The organism is Nonomuraea jabiensis (assembly GCF_014204795.1).
GTDB lineage: Bacteria > Actinomycetota > Actinomycetes > Streptosporangiales > Streptosporangiaceae > Nonomuraea > Nonomuraea jabiensis.
The window spans coordinates 6281760-6301679 of record NZ_JACHMB010000001.1; the positions used below are offsets into that span (position 1 = coordinate 6281760).

General features: G+C 69.4%; 20 protein-coding genes. 8 read left to right on the forward strand and 12 right to left on the reverse strand.

Annotated features, from left to right (window positions below; all coding sequences use genetic code 11):
• Positions 1-12: 12 nt before the first annotated feature.
• Both HD596_RS28815 and HD596_RS28820 read right to left on the reverse strand, forming a co-directional pair.
• Complete coding sequence (locus HD596_RS28815) at positions 13-1554, reverse strand: alpha/beta fold hydrolase (protein ID WP_185072435.1); 1542 nt, start codon at positions 1552-1554, stop codon at positions 13-15.
• 99 nt (positions 1555-1653) lie between these two features.
• Positions 1654-2640 carry an alpha/beta fold hydrolase gene (locus HD596_RS28820; protein ID WP_185072436.1) on the reverse strand — a complete coding sequence of 329 codons (987 nt, stop codon included), beginning with the start codon at positions 2638-2640 and terminating at the stop codon, positions 1654-1656.
• 466 nt (positions 2641-3106) lie between these two features.
• On the opposite strand from HD596_RS28820, the gene katG reads away from it, so the two are divergent.
• A complete protein-coding gene (gene katG, locus HD596_RS28825) occupies positions 3107-5383 on the forward strand; it encodes a catalase/peroxidase HPI (protein WP_185072437.1) in 2277 nt (758 codons plus the stop codon).
• Between the two features lie 140 nt (positions 5384-5523).
• On the opposite strand, the gene HD596_RS28830 is transcribed toward katG, so the two are convergent.
• The 3 genes from HD596_RS28830 to HD596_RS28840 form a co-directional block, all read right to left on the reverse strand.
• A complete protein-coding gene (locus tag HD596_RS28830; RefSeq protein ID WP_185072438.1) occupies positions 5524-5694 on the reverse strand; it encodes a hypothetical protein in 171 nt (56 codons plus the stop codon).
• Positions 5695-5703: 9 nt separating this feature from the next.
• The gene (locus tag HD596_RS28835; protein WP_185072439.1) at positions 5704-6273 is read right to left on the reverse strand and encodes an ArsR/SmtB family transcription factor; all 570 of its coding nucleotides are present in this window, start codon (positions 6271-6273) and stop codon (positions 5704-5706) included.
• Between the two features lie 273 nt (positions 6274-6546).
• Entirely contained in the window at positions 6547-7137 is a 591-nt protein-coding gene (locus HD596_RS28840; protein ID WP_185072440.1) for a TetR/AcrR family transcriptional regulator, read from the reverse strand.
• 78 nt (positions 7138-7215) lie between these two features.
• Between HD596_RS28840 and HD596_RS28845 the strand changes: the two genes are divergently transcribed.
• On the forward strand, positions 7216-8223 hold the full coding sequence (locus HD596_RS28845) for a saccharopine dehydrogenase family protein (protein ID WP_221519566.1): 1008 nt from the start codon (positions 7216-7218) through the stop codon (positions 8221-8223).
• Positions 8224-8915: 692 nt separating this feature from the next.
• On the opposite strand, the gene HD596_RS28850 is transcribed toward HD596_RS28845, so the two are convergent.
• From HD596_RS28850 to HD596_RS66150, 3 genes are read right to left on the reverse strand one after another with little or no spacing between them, the layout of a single operon-like run.
• Positions 8916-9293 (reverse strand): hypothetical protein, encoded by a 378-nt coding sequence (locus HD596_RS28850; protein WP_185072441.1) that lies wholly within the window; start codon positions 9291-9293, stop codon positions 8916-8918.
• 40 nt (positions 9294-9333) lie between these two features.
• A complete protein-coding gene (locus HD596_RS28855) occupies positions 9334-9726 on the reverse strand; it encodes a DUF6461 domain-containing protein (protein ID WP_185072442.1) in 393 nt (130 codons plus the stop codon).
• 37 nt (positions 9727-9763) lie between these two features.
• Positions 9764-9910, reverse strand: a complete 147-nt coding sequence (locus HD596_RS66150; protein ID WP_185072443.1) for an Lsr2 family DNA-binding protein — start codon at positions 9908-9910, stop codon at positions 9764-9766.
• Between HD596_RS66150 and HD596_RS60510 the strand changes: the two genes are divergently transcribed.
• Complete coding sequence (locus HD596_RS60510; protein ID WP_221519567.1) at positions 9904-10116, forward strand: hypothetical protein; 213 nt, start codon at positions 9904-9906, stop codon at positions 10114-10116. The two genes, HD596_RS66150 and HD596_RS60510, sit on opposite strands and share 7 nt — an antisense overlap.
• 425 nt (positions 10117-10541) lie before the next feature.
• Positions 10542-10958, forward strand: a complete 417-nt coding sequence (locus HD596_RS28870; protein WP_185072444.1) for a carboxymuconolactone decarboxylase family protein — start codon at positions 10542-10544, stop codon at positions 10956-10958.
• Between the two features lie 148 nt (positions 10959-11106).
• Here HD596_RS28870 and HD596_RS28875 read toward each other — a convergent pair whose 3' ends face one another.
• The 4 genes from HD596_RS28875 to HD596_RS62160 form a co-directional block, all read right to left on the reverse strand.
• Positions 11107-12444, reverse strand: a complete 1338-nt coding sequence (locus tag HD596_RS28875) for a multicopper oxidase family protein (protein WP_221519568.1) — start codon at positions 12442-12444, stop codon at positions 11107-11109.
• 606 nt (positions 12445-13050) lie between these two features.
• Entirely contained in the window at positions 13051-14031 is a 981-nt protein-coding gene (locus tag HD596_RS28880; RefSeq protein ID WP_185072446.1) for a CU044_5270 family protein, read from the reverse strand.
• The gene (locus tag HD596_RS28885; protein WP_185072447.1) at positions 14024-14614 is read right to left on the reverse strand and encodes an RNA polymerase sigma factor; all 591 of its coding nucleotides are present in this window, start codon (positions 14612-14614) and stop codon (positions 14024-14026) included. Before HD596_RS28885 ends, HD596_RS28880 begins: the two co-directional genes overlap by 8 nt.
• Positions 14615-14815: 201 nt before the next feature.
• Positions 14816-15244 carry a DJ-1/PfpI family protein gene (locus HD596_RS62160; RefSeq protein WP_313044911.1) on the reverse strand — a complete coding sequence of 143 codons (429 nt, stop codon included), beginning with the start codon at positions 15242-15244 and terminating at the stop codon, positions 14816-14818.
• 221 nt (positions 15245-15465) lie between these two features.
• Here HD596_RS62160 and HD596_RS28895 point away from each other — a divergent pair, with 221 nt between their 5' ends.
• From HD596_RS28895 to HD596_RS28910, 4 genes are all read left to right on the forward strand, one after another.
• Positions 15466-16074: a TetR family transcriptional regulator gene (locus HD596_RS28895; protein WP_185072448.1), complete on the forward strand. Its 609-nt coding sequence runs from the start codon at positions 15466-15468 to the stop codon at positions 16072-16074.
• The gene (locus HD596_RS28900) at positions 16071-16271 is read left to right on the forward strand and encodes a ferredoxin (RefSeq protein WP_313044914.1); all 201 of its coding nucleotides are present in this window, start codon (positions 16071-16073) and stop codon (positions 16269-16271) included. Before HD596_RS28895 ends, HD596_RS28900 begins: the two co-directional genes overlap by 4 nt.
• 1 nt (position 16272) lies before the next feature.
• Complete coding sequence (locus HD596_RS28905) at positions 16273-17544, forward strand: cytochrome P450 (protein WP_185072450.1); 1272 nt, start codon at positions 16273-16275, stop codon at positions 17542-17544.
• 81 nt (positions 17545-17625) lie between these two features.
• Complete coding sequence (locus HD596_RS28910; protein ID WP_185072451.1) at positions 17626-19878, forward strand: hypothetical protein; 2253 nt, start codon at positions 17626-17628, stop codon at positions 19876-19878.
• Positions 19879-19920 lie beyond the last annotated feature (42 nt).

The window sequence follows — 19920 nt, forward strand, 5'->3', positions numbered from 1 at the left end:
GGACAACGGTGGTCAGCTCGGGAGCGGGCTGCCTGCGCAGCCTCTGCCGATGCGGCCCGTCTCGAAGTACCGCACCACGTCGGCGGCGCACTTGGGCACCCGGGTGGTTGACACGTGCACGTCGTCGGCGACCGTGTAGACGGTGCCGCCGATGGCGCGCCGCGTCTGCAGCGTCCAGTCATAGGCGGACATGAACTCGTACAGGTGCCCCGCCAGCACCAGCGAGCCGCTGCCCCGCTTCAACGTGGCCTGCTGCACCGGCAGCGGCCAGCCGGCACACATGACCGGCACTCCCCAGGCCCGGCCGGTCGCCGGATGGCGCTTCACGAGCTGCTGGTAGGCACGCCAGGCGGAGTCGAAATCGGCCCGGCTGCTGTCCTCGTTGCACGCGACGGCCAGGTTCATGGTCATGTTCAGGATTTCGGGCGCGCCGGGGACGGGCGTCCCCATCATCGGCGCGCCCAGCACCTCCTTGACGGTGGGCGGGGCGGTGGTGCCCGTCGCCGTCCGGAGTTCGGCCAGCGCCTTGCCCGCACGTACCCACTCGGTCGAGTTGCGCCTGGCCAGGTCGGCGACGGCCGAGCCGTCGATGGGCCGCTGCAGGTCGGTGTAGATCTTGGGGGTCTTGTCGTACGCGCGGACCAGCTTCGCCACCTCCTCGCGCACCTGCCGAGCGGTGGCGCCGAGCCCGTAGATCTCGTCGCGGCTGGCCAGCCAGGCGGCCATGCGCCCGAAGTTGCGCTCGGCCGCCTCCGCGGCGCCCTTGGCGTGCTCGTCGATACGGGTCCACGGCGGCGCCACGCTGTCCAGGAAGGCCCGTCCGGTGTGCCCGGGGAACACGCTGCGGTACACCATGCCCAGATAGGTGCCCCAGGAGAAGCCGAGCAGGTTGAGGCTGCGCTCGCCCAGCGCGGTCCGTACCAGGTCCAGGTCCCTGGCCACGTTCTCGGTGGTGAGCTGCCCGAGGAAGGCGGGGTCGGAGCGTCCGCACTTCTCGTTGGCGGCGACCTGGGCGTCGTACGTCTTCCTGGCCGCCTCCTCGGTCAGCGTGCCGGGCTCCTGCGGGCCGTTCGGCGACATGGGGCAGGCGACCTTGGTGCTGTACCCGACGCCGCGCGGGTCGAAGCCGATGATGTCGTACCGCTCGTTGAGCCCGGCCATCTGCTCGTTCCTGAGCGCGGTCCGCAGGACCGGGTCCAGGTATCCGCTGTTGCCCGGCCCGCCCGGCAGGACGGCGACGGCGCCGAGCCGCTTGGCCTTGTCGGTGGCGGCCAGCCGGGTCACCGCGATGTCGATCTTGCGTCCGCCGGGCTCACGGTGGTTCAGCGGGACGCTGACCGTCCCGCACTCCAGGCGTTTCATCAAGGAGTGGAAGGCCGCGACCTTGTCCTCCGCCACGCCCATGCCGCGGATCACCTCATCGGAGTAGTCCGGGCAGGCTTTCCACCGCACGGAAGAGGCGCCGGCGCTGGCGGTGGCGCCCGCCGCGGGAGGATGCGCCACCAGCCCCGCCAGCGCCAGTGCCAGGGCCGTCAGTGAAGTTCGGTACGTCATGCGGATCAGTAGTAGCGCGGCGGTTGTTTCCTTACCGTTTCCGCGGAGTGGCCCGTCGCGGCCCGTTCGGTGCCCAGCAGGTCACCGGTCGGACCAGCGTCAGCCCGGAAGGGCGGCGAGCCAGTCCGTGAGAATCCGGTTGACCTGGTCCCGGCGCTCTTGCTGGATCCAGTGGCCGCAGCCGTCGAGTATGTGTGAGGCGACCAAGCCGGGCAAGGTCGCGGGATATGCGTGGATCGCCGCGGTCAGCCAGGTGGTGGAGGCGTCCAGGGCTCCGCCGAGGAACAGGGACGGCTGGGTGATGGGCCTGCCGTGAAAGGCGGCGAGGTCCTCCCAGTCCCGGTCCATGTTCCGGTAGCGGTTGAGCGCGCCGCTCATGCCCGTCCGCTCGAACTCCTCGGCGTAGACGGCGAGGTCGTCGTCGCTGAGCCAGGCGGGCAGCCGGCCGGCCGGGAACCGGTCACGCAACGTCCCGCCCCGGCTGACGAAGTGCGGGTCCGGGGCGCCGGGCGCGGGCATGGTGTCGGCGGACAGAGCGGCGTAGAAGCCCGCGAGCCACCCGCGGACGTCTGGTTCGATCTCCGCCTCGGCCCGCCCGGGGGCCTGGAAGTAGGACACGTAGAACTCCTCGTCCCCGCCCAGCTGCGCGAAGACCTCGCTGGGGCGCGGCCCGCCGGGCGGGGTGTAGGGAACGCTCAGCAGCCCGACCGCCCGGAAGACGTCCGGCCTGGTGAGCGCGGAGTTCGCGGCGATGGTCGAGCCCCAGTCGTGCCCGACGATCACCGCGGTCTCCGCACCGAGCGCCTCCACGACCGCGACGTTGTCGGCGACCAGTTCGAGCATCCGGTACGCGGACACCGGTGCGGGCCTGGAGGAACGCCCGTAACCGCGGACGTCGATGGCGACCGCGCGGTATCCGGCCGCGGCCAGCGCCGGGAGTTGATGGCGCCAGGAGTACCAGAACTCCGGAAACCCGTGCACCAGGAGCACCAGCGGCCCCGTACCCTGCTCGACGAGATGCGTCCTGCCGGCGGGCGTCGAAACCAGCCGGTGTGTGACGTCGGTGGTGAGAGAAGGCTGTGACATCAATGCTCCGGGTCCGTCGGTTATGTGTGGCGGCAATCATGGCCCGGCGGCAGGGCTACCACGAATACCGTTTGCTGTCTCGGCAAAGCCGGCACGACCAGGGCCCATGACGGGAGGTCGGCGCCGACTCGCTCATCGCGTTAGTAGCTCTCAATTCGGGGCACACCAGTGCGGGCGGCGACGCGAGTCCGACGAGTTGACTGGCAGCGCCGGTCCGGATTCGCAGCAAACTCAACAACTCCACATCAAGGGTCCGTGTTGGCCATATGGCGTCTGACGTCGAGGCGCGTTTACGAGCGGTTTCGTTCCGCGTGACCTGGCCGCGGCCGGCAGTGCCCGCCGCGCCCCGCGATCACGCGCGCGGACCGACGCCGGTTCGGTACGGCGCATCGAGCCCGCTGGTACACCTGCCCCGACTGTGCACGAGACGCCTTGCCCAGTGATCCGGCAGTTCGGAAGGAAACAGATGAGCGACACGCAGGACAACGCCCCCGCCAGCGCGCAGGGCGTGGACCAGAAGGCGGCGGCCGGCTGCCCGCTCGCGCAGGACTCCGTGACCGCGCACGGCAGCGAGAGCGAGAACCCGGCGATCGGCTCGCCGACCCAGAAGACCGGCGTTCGCCCGCGCACGAACCGGGACTGGTGGCCCAACCAGCTCGACCTCTCGGTGTTGCGCGCGCACTCGTCCAAGGGCAACCCTCTGGAAGAGGGCTTCAGCTACGCCGCGGAGTTCGAGAAGCTCGACGTCGAGGCCCTCAAGCAGGACATCATCGAGGTGCTCACCACCTCGCAGGACTGGTGGCCGGCCGACTTCGGCCACTACGGCGGCCTCATGATCCGGATGAGCTGGCACGCCGCGGGCACGTACCGCATCCACGACGGCCGCGGCGGGGCCGGCGACGGCGCCCAGCGTTTCGCCCCGCTCAACAGCTGGCCCGACAACGCCAACCTCGACAAGGCCCGCCGGCTGCTGTGGCCGGTCAAGCAGAAGTACGGCCAGAAGATCTCGTGGGCCGACCTGCTCGTGCTCGCCGGCAACGTCGCCCTGGAGTCGATGGGTTTCAAGACCTTCGGGTTCGGCTTCGGTCGTGAGGACGTCTGGGAGCCGGAGGAGATCTTCTGGGGCCCGGAGGACGCCTGGCTCGGCGACGAGCGCTACGTCACCGACACCGAGATGGTGCCGAACTTCGGCGCGACCGAGATGGGTCTCATCTACGTCAACCCGGAGGGTCCCCGCGGCAACGCCGACCCGGCCGCGGCGGCGCATTTCATCCGCGAGACCTTCGGGCGGATGGCGATGAACGACGAGGAGACCGTCGCTCTCATCGCCGGCGGCCACACCTTCGGCAAGACCCACGGCGCCGGCATCGCGGACGACCACGTGGGGCCGGAGCCCGAGGCCGCGCCGCTGGAGGCGCAGGGCCTGGGCTGGCTGAGCAGCTACGGCACGGGCAAGGGCGGTGACACGATCACCAGCGGCCTCGAGGTGACGTGGACCGACCGGCCGACGGAGTGGAGCAACCGCTTCTTCGAGATCCTCTTCGGCTACGAGTGGGAGCTCACCACGAGCCCCGGCGGCGCGAAGCAGTGGGTCGCCAAGGACGCCGAGGCCGTCATCCCGGACGCCCACGACCCGGCGAAGAAGCACAAGCCGACGATGCTCACGACTGACCTGGCACTGCGCGTCGACCCGACGTACCAGAAGATCTCTCTCCGCTTCCTGGAGCACCCCGACGAGTTCGCGCTGGCCTTCGCCAAGGCGTGGTACAAGCTGCTGCACCGCGACATGGGGCCGGTCAGCCGCTTCCTCGGACCCTGGGTCGCCGAGCCCCAGCTGTGGCAGGACCCGGTGCCGGCCGTCGACCACGAACTCGTGGGAGACGCCGACGTCGCCTCCCTCAAGGCGAAGGTCCTGGAGTCCGGCCTCACGACCGCCCAGCTGATCTCCACCGCCTGGGCCGCCGCCGCGAGCTTCCGGTCCACCGACAAGCGCGGCGGCGCCAACGGCGCCCGGCTCCGTCTGGAGCCCCAGCGCAGCTGGGAGGTCAACCAGCCCGGACAGCTCGCCACGGTCCTGGACACCCTTTCGGGCATCCAGCGCGAGTTCAACGAGGCCGGTGGCGCGAAGATCTCGCTCGCCGACCTGATCGTGCTGGCCGGTTCGGCCGCCGTCGAGCAGGCGGCACGCGAGGCCGGCGTGGCGGTGACGGTGCCGTTCCGCCCGGGCCGCACCGACGCCACCCAGGAGCAGACCGACGTCGAGTCCTTCCGGGTCCTCGAGCCGCGGGCCGACGGGTTCCGCAACTACCTGCGTTCCGGCGAGAAGACCCCACCTGAGGTGCTGCTCATCGACCGTGCCTACATGCTCAACCTGACCCCGCCCGAAATGACCGTCCTCATCGGCGGCCTGCGTTCCCTCGGGGCCAACTTCGGCGGCACCCGGCACGGCGTCCTCACCGACCGGCCCGGCGTGCTCACCAACGACTTCTTCACCAACCTGCTCTCCCCGGGCACCCGGTGGAAGGCGTCGGAGTCCGAGGAGCACGTGTACGAGATCCGCGACGTGGCCACCGATGAGGTGAAGTGGACGGCCACCGCGGTCGACCTCGTCTTCGGCTCCAACTCCCAGCTACGAGCACTCGCGGAGGTCTACGCCAGCCAGGACGCCCGCGACAAGTTCGTGACCGACTTCGTCGCAGCCTGGACCAAGGTCATGGAACTCGACCGGTTCGACCTCGCCTGACCGTCTCCATCCGACGAGCCCGGTTGAGTCACCGTGATCGACCGGGCTGGTCCACCGTCGGACCCGCGTCCCCTGGCCGGACTCCGGCCTGAACGGCTCCCGCCCTGGAGATCTACGCCTGCGGATACCCGTACGGACCATCAGGCAGGTTCCAGGCGATCGGCGAGGCGGCGGAGGGTGACCGCGAACCGGCCGCGGAGCCGCGGAAGAACGCGCCGGCGCGGGCGCGGCGGAATCATGCGTAACCGTGCGGCCTCGGCCCGCCGCTCCGCCAGGTCCGCGCGGGCGAGCCTTTCATGCATGTCATACATGAAGGCTCCTCAGGGTTCTTCGGGGAACGCGTGGTAGAAGACGAAGATCGGGCGGGTGTCCGGCGAAGCCTCGTTCGATTCGACACGCGACCTGGTCAGCTCGCACCACGGCTGCATCACGGCATTGAGCTGGTCTCCGAGCTGCGCCAACTCCTCCTTGGTCAGCCGCAGGTGGCGGCTGCTCCCGAAGGCCACGCCACGCCAGTCCTCGGGAAGCGTCATGTGAGTACGCTGGAAGTCGCGCAGCCGCTCGAACTGGTCGATCACCCACTGCGAAGTCCACGCCTGCACCACGGCCCTGGCTTCCGGGGCTTCGAAGTCCCTGTCCACTGCCAACCCGCCCATGACCGATCGCACCCAGCGCTCCCGGCTGTCCCGGGCGAGCTCCGGCACGTCCTCGACCAAGTCGTGCTTCTGCAGTTGCCGCAGGTGATAGCTCACCTGGCCGGGGTCGGCATCCATCCGCCTGGCGAGCTCACTCACCGTGACCGGGCCGATCTGGAAGAGGAGGCTGAAGAGCTTCATCCGAAACCGGCTGGTCAGCACCTTGAGCACGTCCGGGTCGTCGATCTGTCGCATGGCCACGACGGTAGGACCAGCAGGCGAAGATGCTCAAGACACCTACTGGATCTTGAAATCAAGGCGTCGAGGCCGTGACTGCTGTCTGGACGCAATGAAGATGACAGTGGGACCTGCTCCCGACCTGGGCGCTGTCACTTCGACGGGTATCGAAATACGGATGCTCGCGTCATCGACGTTGGCAGTACCGGGTCGAAGATCGATTCCTCTTGACCGGCCTCGGGCGGGGTCCTGGTCTTCGGCGGCACCACCACACGACCGGCCGCGACAGCGTCAGTCCTGGGCTCCGGTGTCAATGCCGCCGACGGTCAGGTCCGTCAGTGCCGCGATGGCCGCGGCGACGGTGGCACGCCCCCGGTTCAGCTCCGCGGCGATCGCCTCGGCCGCGCCCAGCACCCCGACACAGTGGAGCCGGAGGGCTTCCTGCGTGAGCCCGGAGTACGGCCGCAGGGCGGTGACCATCAGGTCCGTGTAGCCGTCGAGCAGCTCGCGCTCGATCTCCTCCATCTCCTGGCTCCCCTTGAGTGCGGCCGAGATGGCGGTCCACTCCGGCATGTCGGTGGCGCAGGCGAAGTAGGCGGCGCTCAGAACGCGGGCGATTTCGCGGGGGACGGCCGGGGCGTCACGCAGGGCCTCCTCCGAGGCGGCCCGGTGCCGCTCGTCGAGCCGCCGGTAGAGCGCGATCAGCAGGCCGGGGCGGGTGCCGAAGTGGTCGTAGACGATTGGCCTGCTCACTCCGGCGGCCTCCGCCAGGCTGAGCAGCGTGAGGCTGTCGGTGCCGTGGGCGCGCACGATCGCCATGGCGGTGTCGAGCAACTGCTCCCGCCTGGCCGGCTTGGACAGGCGAGTCGATCCCGTGGCCATCGTCCTCCCTTGCGTCGCCTCTCAGCTTAAGCTACAAAATGTAAGTTACAGAATGTAGGTTAGTGAGAGGACATCACCGTGGAGCACTCCGTACTGATCTTGGGTGGATCCGGCCAGGCGGGCGCGGGGACCGCGACCCTCCTGCGCCGGTGGTACCCGGAGCTGCCGCTGACGATCACGGGCCGCGATCTCGGCCGCGCCCGGCGGGTCGCCGACGAGCTCGGTGGCGCGGCAGCCGCGACCATCGATCTGCGGCGAGGCGACCTCGGCCTCCAGGAGACCGAGGGCTACTCGGCGGTCGTGGCAACGGTGTGGGACAGCCACCTGAACGGACTGCGTTTCGCACAGGACCGCGGCCTGCCGTACGTCGGCATCTCCAACGGCCTGGTCGACATCGGACCCGAGGTCGTCGCCGCCGGCTTGCGAGCCGACGCGACGCCGATCCTGCTGGCCAGCCACTGGTACGCGGGGCTCGTCGTCCTCGCGGCGCTCGACCTCGCCAGGGAGTTCGACCGGCTCGACACCATCGAGGTCAGCGGCGTGCTGGACGAACAGGACGGCGGCGGGCCCGCGGCCATGGCGGACATCGAACGCCTGCTGGCCGTCACCTCAGCGGGGCACGTCCGCCGCGACGGCGTCTTCCACTGGGTCAGCGGCCCCGACGCGGAGGTGGAGGTCACCGGCGTCGACGGCACCGTGCTGCCCGGCCAGATCGTTCCCATCCTCGACGTGCCGAGCCTGGCCCTTGCGACGGGCGCGCCCAACGTCCGCTTCGCGTTCGCGGTCGGCGAGTCGGTGGGCAGGCGGCGCGGCGGGCCCGCGTCCGCGGAGGTCAGGATCGACCTCGAAGGCGTGGACCGCGCGGGCGCGCCGCTCAGGACGAGCCGCTACCTCTTCCACCCAGAGGGGCAGCGCCCCCTGACGGCGCTCGGTGTCGCCCTCGGCGTCGAGCGACTGCTCGGCCTGCGCGGCGCCCCCGTGCCGCCCGGACTCCACACCCCCGAGGCGTTGATCGATCCCGGGTACGCGGCCGAGCGGATGGCGGAGATCGGCGCCACCTTCGTCGGCGCGCACGGCGATCGCTGACTGCGGCGATCGCTGACTGCGGCGATCGCCGGCTCCGGCTATCGAGAATCGCGGGCGGCGCGCCCGTGGCATCCGTTCCGCAGACCATCCGATCGGCCCCACGACGCGAACGCCTCCAGACGGGTGTCTCTGTCCGTTCTCCTCACCGCGAGCGGCAGCGTAGGAAAGTTCGGATGCGGCAGACCCGTCGAGCCATCGGCTGAGCGTGGTTGCGGCGTCGGTGATGTCGTCGGCGCCCATCCTCCGGCACGGAGCGGTTCCTCCCCGCTCTCGGAAGGCGGCGCAGTTGTTCGCTGAGTCATCAATGAGCAGCGCGTCTTGGAAGGACATGCCGTGCCGGCTCAGCCAGGGCCCGAAGAATCCGACGATACTTTCGCTCTTGAGTACTGTGACGTCGCTGGAACAGATCATGTCGTCGCAAAGGAGGCCCATTCGGCCATCCCCATGCCTGCGATCACCTGGGCGGAGGACACCTGACTCTTCATCCACGCGTGGGCCCCCTCGCCGGTGAAGATCCGCGCAAGGCTCTCCACGAGTTGTGAGTGAAGCGGATGCCGGGCGTTGTCTCGGATAGACGCCCAGAAAGGGTCACAAGAAGCACACCGTGCCAATCACCGAATACCACCCTGTCCGGGAACGGCACTTGCTTCATCGCTTCGGTTCCTCCCGTTGGCAAGCACGTTGCGGCGACTTCAGTGAGCCTGAACGCCGTGCGCTCGAAGCCGCGAGATGATCAGCTCCCGGAGTTCGCGTTCTTGAGCGGCGGCTTCGTGACGCCCGGTGCGATCGGCGGCTGCGGCCCAGCGTTCGAGGACATCGATCGTGAGAAGCCATTGAGCGATCGTGAGCTTGGGTTTCACGATCTCGTCCGGCGGCGGCCACGAACCGGAGCCCGGAACGCCCGGTGTCCAGTGGGCGATCTGATCCCAAGCGGCCCTTCGGATGCTGCGCGCGAGGTCGGCCCGGCGGCGATTGCCGTTCACCGTTTCGACGCTGGCGTCATTGTCCATGGATGCGTCGATGAGCCCCCACTGGCGGAGAGGCATCGCCATGATCAGGCCAGCACTCATGTCGGCATGGTGTCGAGATCATGAAAGGTGGTCAACGTGATCAGTAGGCCCCGGGTATGGCGGCGCCAAGGGCAGGGCGGCGCAGGTGCTGTGGGGTGATCATGACATTGGTGATCCGACTGGCAATTGCCAGGGCCGCCGGAATGGCGTTCTCGATGCGGTCATCGGCAGCTGGATCAATGCCGAGCTCACGAAGGTGCCGATTGAGCCGGTCCGGATCTGCGCCATGCCTTCGTCGGGGGAAGGTCGGGTCGATGTCGGTGAGGTATGCGCCGTCGACGGCGTAGGCAAGGCGGTGCCGGGCGGCGTAATCATGTCGCATTACCGCCACTGCCTGTCCGCCGTCGCGGGAAAGAGGGCAGAGGGCCTCCATATGCGAGGCTCGCCAGCCGCAGTCCTCGATGACGATCGTCCAGTCCTCGATTCGCCTCACGGTGATGATCTCCGGCCCTTCCGGCTGAGAGTAGTCCTCATCCGTGATGAGCCCGAATGTCGTCGTCTGGAGCTATCCGGCCACGCTCACTGACCGGATAGCCGTTCGCTCTCGCCCAGTCCCGGATCTGGGTGCGGCCGAGCTTGGGCGTCCGGTAGGTGACGCGGAGGGAAAGCCGTGACACAAGCGCTGGCCGGTGCCGCCACGGAGCAGCGGATCATGGACTATCTGGACCCGTGGACCGATGCGCGGGCTCGCCGCTCCTGGATGGCCATGGTGGGCGCAGCCGACAACCGCTACACGCGGGATCTCGTCCCCGCCCTGCGGCAGAACGCGACACCCAAGCTGCTGATCTGCGGTTCGCCTCGGAGATCCCGCATACCCGACTGATACGTATCCCGGATGCAGGACACCTCCCCACGGAAAACGCGCCGGGCCAGATCGCACGCGCACTCGTTGACTTCTTCACGGCATCGAGGCTGAGTGGGCGGTAGGTGAACCGCCGTCGGGTGCGGGCTGGTGACCGGCATGGTGGAGAGTTTCATGATCGCTTTTAGGGTGGTGATCTCGGGCATGGTGCCGGTCCGGGCGGCGGGGTCGACATGATCGAGGTGAGGGTGCGCACTCGGATGGGGTGCCGAATGCGAGGGTCTGGGCGATCATCCCGCCCAGCGAGGTGCCGACCAGGTGCGCGGGCTGCCATCCGAGGGCCCGGATAACGATGGCACCGGCGCTACGGGCAGCATAAGCAGCCCTGATAGTCCGTGCAGAAATCTTCGTTGGTGCTTAGCCCATGGGCAGAACAGAATGCCCACATGTCTGGTTCCACAGGCCCTCAGGCCGATGCCACACGTCATCCCCGCGAACATCTGACTGTGACGCCTTCTCCGGAAGCGTTCCGCCGGGCCAGAGCCGACGGAAATGAGCGCCTGCGCGGCAGCGGCTCGTTGTTCGAATCCTTCTTCGCGTTGGACGGAGCAGCGTACGCGCCCGGCGCCCTGCCCGTCTCGGTCAAGGAACTGCTCGGCCTCGTGGTGTCCGTGATGAAGGACTGCGAGGAATGCGTCTACTACCACCTCGAACGATGTGGCGAAGAGCGGGTCGCTCGTGACCAGGTGCTCGAGGCGCTGCAGATCGCCCTCATTGGAGGCGGGTCGGTCACCATTCCGCTCCTTCGCCGGGCCGTCTCTTACATGGAGAAGCTCCCGAACCTCGGCGATGGGAAAGCGTGAGTGAAGTTCAGCAGCACAACTTAGCGTGACGTTACGGCACCTTCCGTCACCATCGAATCTGCGACAGAGCCACTGACTACTGGACACACCTGGGGCGCCTGGTCGCGGTCACCGCCCGCGTGGACCGGATATCCGTGGACTGGATTGCTCAGTGTCCTGTATGGGTGGGGATGGTGAGGTTCACCTGACTCTCGGTACCGGGTTTGACGATCACGAATTGCCCCATCATGCCGGAGTCCTCGTGGCGGAGGATGTGGCAGTGGTACATGTACGGCGAGGCCGGGTCGGTGAAGCCGCCGAACTGGACCGCGAGCCGTACGACGCTCTTGGACGGCACGTAGACGGTGTCCTTGTAGCCGGTGGCGTAGGCGGGCGGCGCTGAGCCGCCCGTCTCCAGCACCTGGAAGGCGACCTCGTGAATGTGGAAGTTGTGGGAGTAGACGTTGTTCTCGATCTCCCAGATCTCGATGGCACCGGCGGGCACGACCTCGTCGATGCGCGCCATGTCCATCTCCTTGCCGTTGATGGCGTCGTGACCGCTGAGCCTGAAGCGCCGTACCTTCGCGCCGGCAGGGGCGGAGATGGGCGCCAGGGGTACCAGGCGGGCGGGGACGTCAGGAGCCGGCTTGAGATCGTCGGCGGCGATGAGCTTCAGCAGGTCGAAGTCGCCCTTGCCGATGTCGACGCCGTTGTCGGTGGTGCGCAGTACGACCTGCTCGCCGGGTGCGAAGGCCACGATGATCTCCGCGCGCTCGCCGGGGGTGAGTGAGAACGTCTCGACCTCGACCGGGGTACTGAGCAGGCCGCCGTCGTTGGCGATGACGTGGAAGCGGCGTTTGTCGGCGAAGGCCAGGTTGTACATGCGGGCGTTGGAGCCGTTGAGCACGCGAAAACGCACCCGCTCGGTGGTGACGGTCAGGTGGGGGTTGTAGGTGCCGTTGACGAGGATGTGGTCGCCCAGAATGCCGAAGGTGCCCTTGAGCGGGTCACCGTCGAAGGAGCCGTCGGCGGCGAACTTCTTGTCCTGCAGGATCAGCGGGAAGTCGTTGACACCGTAGTCGGCGGGCAGGTCGAGATCGTGGTCGTCGTCGAGGATGAACATTCCGGCCAGACCGCGGTAGACGTGCTGAGCCGTGGTGCCGTGGGGATGTGGGTGGTACCACGAGGTGGCGGCGGGCTGGTCGATCGTCCAGTGCGGCGTCCAGACGGTGCCTGGCTCGATGGGCTGGTGCGGGCCGCCGTCCATTCGGGCCGGCAGGCGCATACCGTGCCAGTGCACGGTGCTGACCTCGGGTAGCTGATTGCGTACGGCCATCTGGACCTTGTCGCCGCGGCCGGCGCGCAGTGTCGGACCGAGGAAGGTTCCGTTGAAGCCCCAGGTGGGTGTCTGTTTGCCGGCCAGGATCTGCGTCCGGCCCGCCTGCATGGACAGCTCGAAGCGCCGTACGCCGTCCTTGCCCGGCTCGGGGTGAAGCAGCGGGGGCACCCGCAGGGGATTGCCGAAATCGAGTGCGGCCGCCTGAGACGGGGAACTGGTGTCGGAATCGGAGCTACAGGCCGCTGCCAGGCTGGACAGGGCTGCGACTGTGAGGAACTTACGTCGATGCACGGTCGAAAACCTTAGCGATCTATCCCATTCGCTATGAATGGCGGGTTTGGCGACGGCCGATGCGGCGAGGCCGTGATGAGCAAGCAAGCGGAATCCGACAACCCAGCCTGAACACCGACGCGAGCACCGACAACAAGGTGCGAACGCCAGCAGCCGCAACTGCAACCGACACCGGATGTCCTTTCCAAGGGAATGGCGTTGCTCAGCCCGGTGGCAAGGAGACGCAGCACCTCCAGTTCCCGAGGTGTCAGCTCCGACAGCTCCCGGTGTACGGCTGGTCTGGCCTCCTCAGCGGCGGGCGAACCGCTCGACCAGGCGGCGTGTGATCGCCGCTAGACGTTAGCGGGGATCCGCTCGCGTGCTGGGGCTGGATCAGCGTGGTCTGGTGAGGTCCGGACTGATCCCAGGCAATCGCCCGCGCGGGTTTGTCGACTTGTTCAAGGACGCGGCGTCGTCGGACTTCGCGCTCATGCGATGAGCGGATCAGCCCCGCTGGCCGGGACGGTCCACGATCACTGATGCCAGCAGGGCCGTGCTCCACACCGCTCCCTTGCGGGCGACGGGTTCCGCCACGCCGGGCTGCATCTCATCCTGCAGCCAGACTTTCCGGCTGCCCAGGTAGCGGTAGGTGGCAGGATCCAAAATCTCGTATTTGCGGTAGGGCCGTGCATCGCCGGGTTGCTCCCGCCAGACGCCCAGCCCGCTGCGGCCGGCGGCGTCGCTCACGCCCTGCTCGATCTGGACGCCTGGGATGAGCGCGAGAGCACGGAACATGGCAGCCTCCAGTCGCGGGGGCATCGAGCCGTACTCCCTCAGGTAGAGCATGATCACGTTATACGCCCGAACGTCGTCGGGCACGACGGTCTTGGGCACCCCCTCCTCACGCGCTCCCTTGATCCAGTGGCGGTCACCCGTGACCTCGGCCAGCAGCTTCCTCGGGTCGGTCGGCAGTGCGCGGAGCTTGGCGTCGTACTGCTGCGGCGACAGCTCGTCGTCGCCCGGATCCAGGGGGTTACCCTCGGAGCCCACGTGCAGTCTTCCGTCCTCACCGAAGCCGGCGGCCTGCATGCCGTCATAGCGCATCCAGTGCTCACTGGTCTCGATCGTGTCCGAATTCGGCTGCTTGTCCAGGGTCTTGGTGTAGCGCCACTGCGTCGGCAGCGGCACCGGGGCGCTCTCGCGCCTGCTCGCCACCTCGGCGGCGCGGGCCAGCACCACACCGGAGTCAAGTTGGACGACCGAGGGGGTAGCCGCCGGCTCCTGAGTGGGAGATTGCGGCCGAAAAGTCGCCACGGCGACCGCGGTGGCGGCCCCCAACGCCCCAACCACGAGCAGACGACGCCCCAGTGCCCACCTGCGCCCCCGCATCCGCATCAGCAGCCGCCGCCGCTCCGGGATGATCCACTCCTCGCCGGGCTCGGGCACCTCGGTGCGCCACTCGCGCACCCATCGCAGCTCATCCATCCGAGGGCTCCTTTCGCATCATCGCAGGGTCGGAATCGCCGAGCGCCTGGCGTGTCCTGGCCCGGGCCCGGTTCAGGCGGGATCTGACGGTGCCGACCGGAATGTCCAGCGCGCGGGCCACGTCGTCATACGACATGTCGGCCCAGGCCACGAGTAACAACACCTCCCGGTCCCGGGGTGACAGCTCCATCAGAGCCGCCGCCAGTCCGGCCTGCTGCGCGGCAACCCGGTCGTCGACACGTTCGGCGTACGGCTCGACGATCTCGTCGACGCCGCTGCGGACCAACGCCCGGTAGAACCGGACCTCCACCCGCCGATGCCGGCTGACGAGCCGGGCGGCGATGCCGTACAGCCAAGGCCGCGCGTCAGAATGGCTCAGGTCGTAGCGGCCGCGACGCCGGAAAGCGGCCAAAAACGCGTCGGAGACGATGTCGTCGGCCAGGGAAGGACCCAGCCGCCGGGCAACATAGCGCCGCAACGCGGGTGCGTGCCTGTTGAACAGGTCGGCGAAGGCCTCCGGATCGTGCTCCGAGCGCCGTATCAGCTCGGCGTCATCGGCCCTGCCGGATTCGTCGGCGATCACATGCTGCTCCCGTCCCTACGTATCGATTCGCCAGCTTTCGCCCGGACGACCGACACAAGTTCACGTTATGAGATGTGATCTGTGTCACTTCACAGGCTCATCCAGCCTGGAGGCCGAAGCCGGCTGGTGGTTGAAGCGGAGGATCTGCGTCGCAACGCCGACTCTGCCGGCCTCGCCTGCGCGCCAGATTACGCTCCGCGTTCAACATGGAACTGGCGGGGGGAAGCGCCGCGCGAGCAGGTCGGCGTACAACCAGTGGACGGTCGTCCGGCGCCCGTCGAGCAGGCCCGCGGCGGCCAGCACGAACGCGCCCGAGCAGAGCGAAACGACCCGCGCCCCGGCCTCGTGGGCCGCCCGCACGGCCGCGACCAGGCCGGGCGGCTGGGCATCGTGCACGTCGGCGCACGCGGGAACGATCACGGTGTGCGCCGTGGCCAGCTCGTCCAGGCCGTGCACGGTGCCGGCCACGAAGCCCGCCCCGATCGTGGTGCGGCCAGGTTCGGCCGCGCACACCGTGGAGTCGTAGGGCCATGGGTCGGCCAGGTCGAGACGGGCCCGGCCGAAGACCTCGCACGGAATGGCGACCTCGAAGATCGGCACGTCGATCGACCCACGACGCGAACGACTCACCGGACGCCGGTGGCACCACCAACGCCAGCCGCCGTGGCCAGACCGCCGCCATCCCGGTTCGAACCTCTTGCCGTACCTGCCGCTACTGCCAACTTCGATGGCGCGCTTCCATGTCCACCTCCAGTTGCCGCGGCGGACTGTCGTCTTCAAAGCCGTCAGACAACTGCCCGGGAGCGGGAGGTGTGCTTGACGTATCAAATGAACAATCTTTAAATTCACTCATGGGTCGCATCCCCGGCGTCACCGCCGCCGAGACGCGTGAGCGGTTGTTGAAGGCGGCCGCCGAGGTGTTCGCCGCACGCGGGTACGACGGCACGCGCGTGGCCGACATCGCCGCCGCCGCCGGCGTGAGCAACGGCGCGCTGTACGCGCACTTCGGCTCCAAGGCCGAGCTGCTCGTCGCCGCGCTGCGCGCCCACGGGCGGCGGATACTGGCCGGGCTGTTCGCCGCCGACCCCGACAGGTCGGCCGCGGAGCTGCTCCTGGTTCTCGGGCGGCGGCTGCCGCACGCCCGCGAGGCGGCCGGTTACCTCGTCGTCGAGGCGCTGGTCGCGGCCAGGCGGGACGAGGACGTCGCCCGGCCGATGCGTGACTACGTGGGCGAGCGGGCCGACTGGATCGCCGAGCTGGTACGGGCGGGCCAGGGCGACGGGGAGCTGGACCCCGGGTTGTCGCCGGAGGCGCTGGCCCACTTCTGCCTGCTGCTGGCGATGGGCAGCGCGCTCATCACGCCCGACCTGCACGCCGTCGACGACGCCGAATGGTCGGCGCTGCTGACCCGCGTCGTGGCGGCCATCGCCCCACCGGACAGAGCGGAGGACCCGCAGTGAAAGTACAGATCGATCCCGGGCGCTGCCAGGGACACGGCCGCTGCTACGACCTGGCCCCGGGCCTGTTCGCCGAGGACGGCGAGGGCTACGGGCAGGTCGTCGGCGACGGCGTCGTGCCGCCGGGGGAGGAGCCGGAGGCGCGCCTGGCGGTGGCCAACTGCCCGGAACGGGCGATCGACCTCGTGGAGGAGGCGTGAGATGACCGTTGACGACCGTTTCAGCCAGGACTTCCGGGGCACGGGAGACGACCCGCCCCTCGGCACGCGCAACGAGATCGTCACCGGCCCGGTGTCCGACTGGGCGACCGACTTCTCCCACCTGGAGCCCGAGTGGGCCGCTGACCCGTACCCCATCCAGGACGAGCTGCGGCAGCGCTGCCCGATCGCGCACACCGACCGCTTCGGCGGGGGCTGGCTGCCGACCCGGCACGAGGACGTGGCGGCCATCGCGTACGACACCGAGCGCTTCTCCTCGCGCTCGATCATCATGAGCAACTTCCGGCCGCCCCGCGAGGTCGCGCCGATCGGCGGCTCGCCGCCGATCTCCTCCGACCCGCCGTTCCACCACGACGCGCGCAGGCTGCTGCTGCCGGCGTTCACCAAGACCGCCGTCGCCAGGCGGGAGGCGTCCACGCGGGCGCTCTGCCACGAGCTCATCGACGGGCTGGCCGGCCAGGACGTCGTGGACGCGGCCCGCGACTACGCCCAGCACATCCCGATGCGGGTCATCGCCGACATGCTCGGCTTCCCGCCCGAGGACGGGCCCCGCTTCCGCCAGTTCATCGAGAACGCGCTCGAAGGCGTGAACCGGCCGCCGGAGGAGCGGATGGAGGGGATGGAGCAGCTGTTCGACTACCTGCTCGTCCAGATCCGCGACCACGTGGACCACCCGCGCGACGACCTGACGACCTATCTAATCGACGCCGAGCTGTACGGGCGGAAGCTGGAGTCCTCGCACGTGGCGGGGACGATGGCGCTGCTGCTGATCGCCGGGATCGACACCACGTGGAGCGCGATCGGGGCGTCGCTGTGGCATCTGGCCAAGACGCCGCGCGACCGCGAGCGGCTGGTGGCCGAGCCCGAGCTGCTGCCGACCGCGATGGAGGAGCTCCTGCGGGCCTACGCGCCGGTCACCATGGCGCGGCTGGTCAAGGAGGACATGCGCTGGAACGGCGTCGACATGAAGGCCGACGACTGGGTCCTGCTGTCGTTCCCGGCGGCCAACCGCGACCCGGAGCAGTTCGACCGGGCCGGCGAGGTCGTCATCGACCGGGAGGTCAACCGGCACGCCGCCTTCGGCCTGGGCATCCACCGCTGCGTGGGCTCGCACCTGGCCCGCATGGAGCTGCGGATCGCCCTGGAGGTGTGGCTGGAGCGCATTCCTGTCTTCGGCCTCGACGACCCGGCGGCGGTCACCTGGGCCACGGGGCAGGTCCGCGGCCCGCGTACGCTCCCGATCCGCATCGGCTGACCCCGACACTTGATCATCTTCGGGGTGGCTCGCTAGGGTTGGGCGCCTTTGCCCGATGCGCTCGCCCCCCGAGGATGTCCCGTGCGCCGCTACCGTTTCGGCCGGATCGCCGCGCCGCTCGCCCTCGCCTACGCGGCCCTGGTCGTCGCGCTCGGCGTCGTGGCGCTGGTCACCCGTGACCCCGCGCTGCTGCGGCGGCTGGTCGCGGGGGAGTGGGACCCGCGCGAGGTTCCGTTCATGTGGTGGGTGGAGCTCCCCGTCGTGGCGGCCGGGCTGCTGCAGGGCTGGGCCTACTGGCAGGCGCTGCGCGGGCGCGCGGCCGGCACGCTGACCAGCAGGGGCAGGCGGGTCGCGCTGTTGCGCGCGGCCCTGTACGCCGGCGTCGTCCTGGTGCTGGTCGCCCGGCTCCCGATCCCGTACGCGTGGTGGACGGGCGTGCTCAGCGGCCTGCTCCAGCTGCTGGTCGTCTGGTTGTACCCGCTGGTCCTGGCCCCGGTGCTGCCGCGGGCGTGGCGGCTCGTCGCGCTCGTGGGCGGCACGCTCAGCGCCGTCTCGCTGATCGCCACCAGCGTCGCCTACTGGTTCGACCTGGCCGCCCTCATGCGCATCGGCTCGTTCGGCGGGCTGGACGAATTCGTCGGGCTCCTGTGGCTGGTGCCGGTCCTGGTGGGCCAGGCCAGGGATCCGCGCTGGAGCCGTACCACGGTGTGGATGGGCGCGGTCTCGGGGGTGATGTCGTTCGTGTCACCCTCGTCGTACTCGTACATGTCGGTGTTCGGCGAGGTCAACTACGCCCTGGTCTACCACATGCTCCTGGGCGCGGTGAGCGTCTTCGGCGTGGTGTGGGAGGCCCGCTCCGCCCACGAGCTGGCCAACCCGGTCCCGCGGGCGCCCCTGGTCCGGCCCGCGCCCGAGCGGGCGGCGGCGCGGCCCTGGCCGCTCGCGGCCGTGGCCGTCGCGCTCCCGCTCATCCCCGCGGCCGTCAACCTCGCGCAGGGCACGGTGCTGTGGATCGGCCCCAGGGGCGAGATCGAGAGGTTCCTGCGCGAGGAGACGGGCAGCGCCGCGATCATGACGTGGTTCGCCCTCGACGTGCTGGTCGGCGTGGGCGCGCCCGCCGTGCTGATCCTGGTCGCGGTCGTCCGCAGGACCCGGCCGCTGCTGCGCGTCACGACCAACGCTCTGGCGCTCGCCGCCGTGATCGGCGCCGTCTCCTTCTTCACGTACGAACCCGACCCGAACGAGGAGTCCCTCTACCGCGGGATGCTGATCTACCCGGAAGCGCTGCTGAGCAGGGGCGAGGACGGCGGGCTCCGGTCAGGGGTCTCGCCGCTGTGGTACGCCGCCGCCCTCGGCGCGTCCGCCCTCATCCTGACCTTCCTGTACGGCGCCGCCCCGAAGCGCCGCCCCCTGCACCACCTGCTGGCCGTGGCCGCGGCGTTGTGCGTCGTCCCGGCCGCGGACCTGGCACGCGGCCCCGTCACCACGGCCGAGGACTGCTCGCCGGACGATTCCTGGGCGTACGAGGAGGAGCCGCCGCCCCCGACGGGCGAGCGGGCGTTCGTGTGCGCCGTACGCACCGGCCGTACGTTCGCCTTCGCCGCCACCACCCCCGACCAGGTGCTGCTCGCCCACGGCCGCCGCCTGTGCGACGCCTATACCCGCGACGACCGGCGGGAGCTGGCCCGCCTGCGGGTGAACGCCGAGAGCCTGGCCTCGACGCTCGCCGGGATCTGTCCGCGCGCCGACGCGGCGGTCAAGGCCGAACGCGTCGCCGAGGACCGGGAGTTCGAGGAATGGGAGGCGGAGGAGCAGCGCAAATGCGATGCGGCCCCGCGCCACCGCCCCCTCGTCCCGCCCGCCCGATCCTCCGTGCTCAAGGAGCCCGAGTGGCCCGAGGGGGGCCTGGCGATGTACGAGGAGACCGACGACGGCGAGGACCCTGCCGAGGTCTACGCCAAAGCCGCGGACAACGGACTGGTCGCGAGCGGCCCCGGCCACCTGGTCGTGACGACCAACTCCGACCTCCACGTCTGCGTCACCCTCGAAACCTACACCCGCCGCCCGCCCGTGGAGACCAAGGGCTGGGACCACGTGGTGGAGGTCGGCTACCGGAGCTCGTCCGGGCGGATGGTGCTGTCGGACGGCCTCAGCGGCACCGAGCTGCCCGACCTGTCCCTTCATGGCCGCAAGGGCCACTACCGCATCCGGGTGCACTTCGCCTGGGTCCCCTGGAAGGGCGACAAGTACGGCACCCAGCGGTTGCTGATCATGGCCTATCCGGCGAACGGCGACAAGGTCGTCACCTACCGCAAGCCCGCCCGGTCACGCTGACGCGGGCTGGTGGCGGTGACCCCGCCACCAGCCCGGCACCCG